The organism is Collinsella sp. TM05-37 (genome assembly GCF_003436455.1).
In the GTDB taxonomy this organism is placed as follows: domain Bacteria; phylum Actinomycetota; class Coriobacteriia; order Coriobacteriales; family Coriobacteriaceae; genus Collinsella.
This window is the reverse complement of the sequence record NZ_QSPN01000020.1, coordinates 40016-40215: the sequence shown is the minus strand read 5'-3', so window position 1 is coordinate 40215 and position 200 is coordinate 40016.

Sequence of the window (200 nt, the reverse complement as noted above, 5' to 3'; positions counted from 1 at the left end):
AGAGCACATTAAGTGCTCTCCGGCTCGTGCGGAACTCGCGATCGACCAAACCCCGCGCCCATCCCGGCGAGCCTCAGGCTGGCAGCAACAACCCAAACGCAAGAAGGGGCTCCCCCGCCCATCAACAGGGGAGCCCCTACTCGTATCTATTTCTCAGCCCATCGGGCTCTCCAGATCAAAAAACAGACGAGCAAAGCGAC